Annotated in this window: 7 protein-coding genes; 1 reads left to right on the plus strand and 6 read right to left on the minus strand. The window is 73.4% G+C overall.

Annotation, left to right across the window (positions count from 1 at the left end):
• Positions 1–29 precede the first annotated feature (29 nt).
• From HYE82_RS14590 to HYE82_RS14610, 5 genes are all read right to left on the minus strand, one after another.
• Positions 30–971 carry an ROK family glucokinase gene (locus HYE82_RS14590; protein ID WP_179174467.1) on the minus strand — a complete coding sequence of 314 codons (942 nt, stop codon included), beginning with the start codon at positions 969–971 and terminating at the stop codon, positions 30–32.
• Positions 972–1032: 61 nt separating this feature from the next.
• Complete coding sequence (locus HYE82_RS14595) at positions 1033–1512, minus strand: DUF5304 domain-containing protein (RefSeq protein WP_179174468.1); 480 nt, start codon at positions 1510–1512, stop codon at positions 1033–1035.
• A gap of 136 nt (positions 1513–1648) precedes the next feature.
• Complete coding sequence (locus HYE82_RS14600; protein WP_179174469.1) at positions 1649–2917, minus strand: ArsA-related P-loop ATPase; 1269 nt, start codon at positions 2915–2917, stop codon at positions 1649–1651.
• A 5-nt stretch (positions 2918–2922) separates the two neighbouring features.
• Positions 2923–3372 (minus strand): SRPBCC family protein, encoded by a 450-nt coding sequence (locus HYE82_RS14605; protein WP_179174470.1) that lies wholly within the window; start codon positions 3370–3372, stop codon positions 2923–2925.
• A gap of 107 nt (positions 3373–3479) precedes the next feature.
• Positions 3480–4274, minus strand: coding sequence for a metallophosphoesterase (locus HYE82_RS14610; RefSeq protein ID WP_179174471.1), 795 nt, complete (start codon positions 4272–4274; stop codon positions 3480–3482).
• Positions 4275–4503: 229 nt separating this feature from the next.
• On the opposite strand from HYE82_RS14610, the gene HYE82_RS14615 reads away from it, so the two are divergent.
• On the plus strand, positions 4504–6300 hold the full coding sequence (locus tag HYE82_RS14615) for a long-chain fatty acid--CoA ligase (RefSeq protein ID WP_179174472.1): 1797 nt from the start codon (positions 4504–4506) through the stop codon (positions 6298–6300).
• Positions 6301–6351: 51 nt separating this feature from the next.
• Here HYE82_RS14615 and HYE82_RS37265 read toward each other — a convergent pair.
• Positions 6352–6538, minus strand: a 187-nt coding sequence (locus HYE82_RS37265) for a hypothetical protein (RefSeq protein ID WP_218782620.1), incomplete at its 5' end; no start/stop codon positions are given.

Genomic DNA, 6538 nt, shown 5'->3' on the forward strand with positions numbered 1-6538 from the left:
GGGGCCGGCCCTGCGGCCCGGCGGCGGGGTCAGCCCTGGCGGGCCAGGTCCGCCGCGCCGACGAGTCCGGCCTTGCCGCCGAGCTGGGCGGCGAGCACCTGTGCGTGCGGGCGCCAGGCGCCGCCGATCAGCCAGCGCTTGAAGGACTTGCGGATGGGGTCGAGGACAAGGTCGCCCTCGTCGGAGACGCCGCCGCCGACGATGAACGCCGAGGGGTCGAACAGCGAGGCGAGGTCGGCGAGGCCGGCGCCGGCCCAGCGGGCGAGCTCGCGGAAGGAGTCGACGGCCACCGGGTCGCCCTGGCGGGCGGCCTCGCTGATGTGCTTGCCCTCGATGCCCTCGGGGGTGCCGTCTCCGAGGGCGAGCAGCAGGGCCGCGCTCTCGGGGGTGGCGTTGGCGCGCTGCTTGGCGTACCGGACGAGGGCGCGCCCGGAGGCGTACTGCTCCCAGCAGCCCTGGCTGCCGCAGCCGCACAGCAGGCCGTCGGGGACGACCCGGATGTGTCCGAACTCGGCGGCGACGCCGAACCGGCCGCGGCGCAGCTTGTTGCCGATGATGATGCCGCCGCCGAGGCCGGTGCCGAGGGTGATGCAGATGACGTCCTCGTGGCCCTGGCCGGCGCCGAAGCGGTATTCGCCCCAGGCGGCGCAGTTCGCGTCGTTCTCGACGACGACGGGCAGGCCGATGCGCTGCTCGACCTTGTCCTTGAGCGGCTCGTGCCGCCAGTTGATGTTCGGCGCGAACAGCACGGTCGCGCGCTTGTCGTCCACGTATCCGGCGGCGCCGATGCCGACGGCTTCGATGGTGTGGTTGCTGATGACTTCGGTCACTGCGGCGCAGATCGCGTCCGTCACGCCGTCCGCGGTCGGCGGGGTGGGCACCTTGTACGTCTCAAGGATGGTGCCCTCTTCGTCGACCACGCCGGCCGCGATCTTCGTGCCGCCGATGTCGACGCCGATGGTGAGTCCCATTAGTCCCTCGGTTTCCGGTCAAACCCCGCCACGGCCAACCGTACCCGAGGGCGGTGCCGTCTCAGTCGAGGTCGATGTGCTGGGAGGGGCCGGTTCCGCCTTCGTCGCGGGGGTCCGAGCCGTCTCCGGCGGGCCGGTCGGGGCCGGGGCCGGAGGCGGTTTCCCCGCGGGTCCAGCGGCGTTCGTGGCCTTCGACGGCCGAGCGGTAGGCGGCGAGGAGCTCGGCTCCGGCCGCCGCGAGGTGGCCGAATACCTCGGGGTTGCGCTCGACGACGGGCTTGGCCGCGGCCTTGGCCTGGTCGACGATCTGCCGGACGGCGCCCTGGGCGCCGGCTCCGAGCAGCGGGTTGTTCAGGGCGGAGACCTTGTCGGCGACGGCCTCGAACAGCTTGAACAGCTCTTCGGCGGCGGTTCCGGTCCCGGAGGGGGTGCCGGTGGTGCCGTGCGCGGAGCGGCGGCGCTCCTTCTCGGCGGCGAGGTCCTCGGCGCAGGCCGTGGCCCAGGCGTCGTCGTCGGCGGGACGTTCGGTGGCCTCGCTCATGGCGGACTCTCCTGCGGCAGCTGCGGGACGTGCGGTGTGGTGCGGTGCGTACGGGTTGTGTACGGCTCGGTACTGCGTTTCGTGTACGTGTTTACCGTGTACTGCTTTCGACGTTACCCGAACGGGGGTACGCCGTTCAGTGCCTGCTGGGCCACAGTGCCGGGTCGGGGGTGAAGCGGATGCGCAGCACGCCGTCGGTGAGGGCGGCGCCGGTGACGGTGCAGCGGCGCAGCGCGGAGGGCAGGGAAACGATCCTCCGGTGCGGGCCGGCCGCGATCAGCAGCTCGTCGCCGCGCCGGACGAGGTCGAGGTCGCGCTTGTGGGCGCCGGGCAGCGGAACCGCCCAGACGAGTACCCCGTCCTCGGCGAGCCGGTCCTCGACGGCCCAGTCGCGGCGGGCCGGCGGGGCGCCGGGCACGAGCCCGGCGGTCCCGGCGAGCAGCGCCAGGTCCTCCGGGCCGCGCGGGGCGCGGCCGAGGTGCGGCAGCGGGACCACGGGCCGGTCGGCGTCGGCGGCCCACCGGGCGGCGTACTTCTCCTGCTCGGCGGCGAGCCCGGCGAGCCAGGGGTCGGGCGACCCCCTGGGAACCATGCGGTTGGCGACGATCCCGCCGACGGGCAGTTGCAGGAGGGCGGCTCCGAGCAGCCCGGTCCGCAAGGAGGCGTCGGCGGCGGGTCCCGGTTCGGCGACCAGCCGCAGGGAGGTGGTGCCGGCCTCGACGATCCGCTGGACGGCGGCCAGCTCCTCGTCCCAGCGGGCGGCGGCCTCGTACAGCCACTGCGCGGGCATGGGCACGCCGGCGAGCTGGGCCAGGACGGGGCGCAGGGCACGCGCGGCCTGCCGTTCGGCGGGGAGCAGCCGGGCCAGGTAGCGGCGCAGCTGCCCGGGCAGGGCCAGGGTGGCGAGGGCCTGGTGCAGGGGCGGCAGGTCGACGACGACGAGGTCGGTGCCGGGCGCGGTGGCGGCCCGCCGCAGGGCGCGCAGCAGGGCGAACTGCTCGGCGCCGGGCAGTTCGGTGAGCTCCTCGGACCCGAGCGGGCGGGAGCCGAGCATGCCGAGGAGGGTGGAGCCGCGTTCCTGGAGAGCGGCGAGTTCGGCGCGGAACTCCCCGCCGGAGTCGACGCGGGCCACCAGGATGCCGCCGGCGGGTACCGCGGTGAGCCCGGGGGCGACCTCGACGGGCTCGCCGGCGGGCGCCCCGGCCAGTGCGGTGACGGGGTCCGCGGGGCGGCCGGGGCCGCCGGGATCCCCGGGGCCGCCGGGCTCCGCGGGGACCCCGCAGGGGGCGGGGTCGCAGGACAGCACCAGCACCCGCTGCCCGGCCCGGGCGGCGGCGGCCGCGGTGGCCGCGGCGACGGTGGTCCGCCCGGCCCCGCCGGGGCCGGTGACGAGCAGGGTGTGCACGCGGATCAGGCCGACTCGGTCGATTCGACGCGCTTCTTCAGGCCGGCCAGGGCCCGGTCGATGATGACCTTCTCGGCCTTGCGCTTGATCATGCCGAGCATGGGGATCTTGACGTCCACGGTCAGCTGGTAGGTGACCTCGGTGCGCGTGCCGCCGGCGACGGGGGCGAGCCGGTAGGAGCCGTCGAGCTGGCGCAGCATCTGGGACTTGTCGAGGGTCCAGCTGACCTCGTCCGCGCCCTTCCAGGTGTAGGCGAGGGTGTGGTCGTCCCTGATCGCACCGGCGTCGAGGAGGAGGCGGACCTTCTCGGCGCGGCCCCGGTCGTCGGTCGACAGCACCTCGGCCTCCTTCACCTCGCCGGTCCACTCGGGGTAGCGGGCGAAGTCGGCGATCACGGCCATGACGTCGGCCGGCGCCGCATCGATCGTGATGCTCGAGCTGGTGTGTTCCGCCATCGGGGTCGCTCCTCCGGGACTGGGGGCACCTCCCAGCGGCAGCTGGGGGATTTCGAGGGTGTGTGCGGCCTGCGGCCGCCGCGTGCAGGCTACCGTGCGTGCGGAGGTCACCACTCCATGGCCCAGGGCCTTCCGGTGGCGGCGAAGTGCCCGACGTTCACGCATTCCGTGCCGCCGATCCGCATCCGCCGGACCAGCGGCTGGTGCACGTGCCCGAAGAGGGCGTACCGGGGCCGGGTCCGGCGGATCGCGGCGAGCAGGGCCTCGCTGCCCCGCTCGAAGCGGCGGGCGACGGTGTCGTAGCAGAGTTCGGGGACTTCCGGCGGGATGTGCGAGCACAGCACGTCCACCTCGCCGAGGGCCTCGACCTTGGCGGCGTACTCCTCCTCGTCGATCTCGTACGGGGTGCGCATCGGGGAGGGCAGGCCGCCGCCGACGAAGCCGAAGACGCGGCCGCCGATCTCCACGCGCTGGCCGTCGAGGACGGTGGTGCCGGGGCCGGCGTACTCCTGCCACAGGCCCGGCATGTCGACGTTGCCGTAGGTGGCGTACGTGGGCTGCGGGAACGCGGCGAACATCTCGGCGTACTGGCGGCGGACCGCCTCCTCGATCAGCCGTTCCCGGTCCAGGCCCTGCCAGAGCCGGCGGCCGAAGGCGCGGGCCTCGTCGAAGCGGCGGGCGGTGCGCAGTTCGACGATCCGGTCGGCGTTCTCGACGCCGAAGAGGTCGGGGAAGATGCCGCGGGAGTGGTCGGCGTAGTCGAGGAAGAGGACGAGGTCACCGAGGCAGATCAGCGCGTCGGCGCCGTCCCCGGCGCGTGCGAGCGCCTCGCTGTTGCCGTGGACGTCGCTGACGACGTGGACGCGCGTACCGCTTTTCCTGCCACCTGTGCTGCCACCCATGGGGCCACCCTAGGGGGCCTGCAGGGGGGCGGGTAGAGGCGGTGCCGCCAGGGGTCCTACCTGCGGTTACTTCCGAGTCGTTGACTTGGTCGACTAATGTCGGCAGGGCAGTGCCGCGTCATGTGACGCACGGAACATCTGGCCGGTTCCCTCTATCGGGAACCCACTACCGGTGGGTAACGTCCGGTCGGTCCACACGGTGGCGATGGCGCCCAGAGGAGCAGTTGTCTTGCGCGAGTTCAGCCTTCCGGCCCTGTACGAGGTCCCGTCGGACGGGAACCTGACGGATCTCATCCGCCGCAACGCAGCGCAGCACCCCGACACCGCTGTCATGGGGCGCAAGGCCGGCGGCCGGTGGGAGGACGTCACGGCGAAGGAGTTCCTCGCCGAGGTCCGCGCCACCGCCAAGGGGCTGATCGCAGCCGGTGTCCGGCCCGGCGACCGGATCGGCCTCATCTCCCGCACCCGCTACGAGTGGGTGCTGATCGACTTCGCGATCTGGACCGCGGGCGGCGTCACCGTCCCCGTCTACGAGACCAGTTCGCCGGAGCAGGTCCAGTGGATCCTCGGCGACTCCGGGGCCGTCGCGGTCGTCGTGGAGGGCCCGGGCCACAGCGAGGCCGTGGCCTCGCTGCGCGACCGCCTGCCGGAGCTGCGCGAGGTCTGGGAGATCGAGCAGGGCGCCGTCGAGGCGCTCAAGGCCGCGGGCGCCGGGATCCCCGACGCCGAGGTCGACGAGCGCAGCTCGCTGGCGAACGCCGACGACCCGGCCACCATCGTCTACACCTCGGGCACCACGGGCCGCCCCAAGGGCTGCGTGCTCACCCACCGCAACTTCTTCGCCGAGTGCGGCAACGTGGTGGAGCGGCTGAGCCCGCTCTTCCGCACCGGCGAGTGCTCGGTGCTGCTGTTCCTGCCCGCCGCGCACGTCTTCGGGCGCCTGGTGGAGGTGGCGGCGGTACTGGCGCCGATCCGACTGGGCTGCGTACCGGACATCAAGAACCTGACCGACGAACTGCAGTCCTTCCGGCCGACGCTGATCCTCGGCGTGCCGCGCGTGTTCGAGAAGGTCTACAACTCGGCGCGCGCCAAGGCCCAGGCGGACGGCAAGGGCAGGATCTTCGACGCGGCGGCCGAGACGGCCATCGCGTACAGCCGGGCCCTGGACACCCCGGCCGGCCCGTCCTTCGGCCTGCGGCTGAGGCACAAGCTGTTCTCGAAGCTGGTCTACCGCAAGCTGCACGCGGTCCTCGGCGGGCGCGGCGAGTACGCGATCTCCGGCGGCGCCCCGCTCGGCGAGCGCCTCGGCCACTTCTTCCGCGGCATCGGCTTCACGGTGCTGGAGGGCTACGGCCTGACGGAGTCCTGCGCGGCGACCGCGTTCAACCCGTGGGACCGGCCGAAGATCGGCTCGGTCGGCCAGCCGCTGCCCGGCTCGGTGGTGCGGATCGCCGACGACGGCGAGGTGCTGCTGCACGGCGAGCAGGTCTTCCGGGGCTACTGGCAGAACGAGTCGGCGACCGCCGAGGCGCTCACCGACGGCTGGTTCCACACCGGCGACGTCGGCACCCTCGACGAGGACGGCTACCTCACCATCACCGGCCGCAAGAAGGAGCTCATCGTCACGGCGGGCGGCAAGAACGTCGCCCCCGCGGTGATCGAGGACCGGATCCGGGCGCACGCGCTCGTTGCGGAGTGCATGGTGGTCGGCGACGCGCGGCCCTTCGTGGGGGCACTGGTCACCCTCGACGAGGAGTTCCTCGGCCGCTGGGCCGCGGAGAACGGCAAGCCGGCCGGCTCGACGGCGGCGGACCTGCGCGAGGACGCGGACCTCATTGCCGCCGTCCAGAAGGCCGTGGACGACGGCAATGCGGCGGTCTCCAAGGCGGAATCGGTGCGGAAATTCCGCATTCTGCCTTCCCAGTTCACGGAGGAGTCGGGCCACATCACGCCGTCGCTGAAGCTGAAGCGCAACGTGGTCGCGAAGGACTTCGCGGACGAGATCGAGGCGCTCTACACCTCCTGAGGCCTCGGCCCCGCCCCTGGCCCGGGTCCCCGCCGGTCCGCCCGCTGCACGTCAGCGGGCGTCCTCGGCGAGGATCCGGGCCATGGTGCGTTCCGGGTTCACGCCGAGCGACCCCGCGAAGCCCTGACGGGGCGCCCCGTCAGGGGCGCGGGGAACTGCGCGACCAGCCACGAACGGCCCGCGGCTTCGACTCCAGCGGGAGGGGGTCCGGGGCGTGGCCCCGGTTTCGGGAAGGGGC

Source organism: Streptomyces sp. BR123 (assembly GCF_013401435.1).
GTDB lineage: Bacteria > Actinomycetota > Actinomycetes > Streptomycetales > Streptomycetaceae > Streptomyces.

What these genes read in the sequence shown, in the direction of transcription:
- HYE82_RS14590 (WP_179174467.1), bottom strand. Translation starts at nt 971, where the DNA reads ATGGGACTCACCATCGGCGTCGACATCGGCGGCACGAAGATCGCGGCC.
- HYE82_RS14605 (WP_179174470.1), bottom strand. Translation starts at nt 3,372, where the DNA reads ATGGCGGAACACACCAGCTCGAGCATCACGATCGATGCGGCGCCGGCC.
- HYE82_RS14610 (WP_179174471.1), bottom strand. Translation starts at nt 4,274, where the DNA reads ATGGGTGGCAGCACAGGTGGCAGGAAAAGCGGTACGCGCGTCCACGTC.
- HYE82_RS14595 (WP_179174468.1), bottom strand. Translation starts at nt 1,512, where the DNA reads ATGAGCGAGGCCACCGAACGTCCCGCCGACGACGACGCCTGGGCCACG.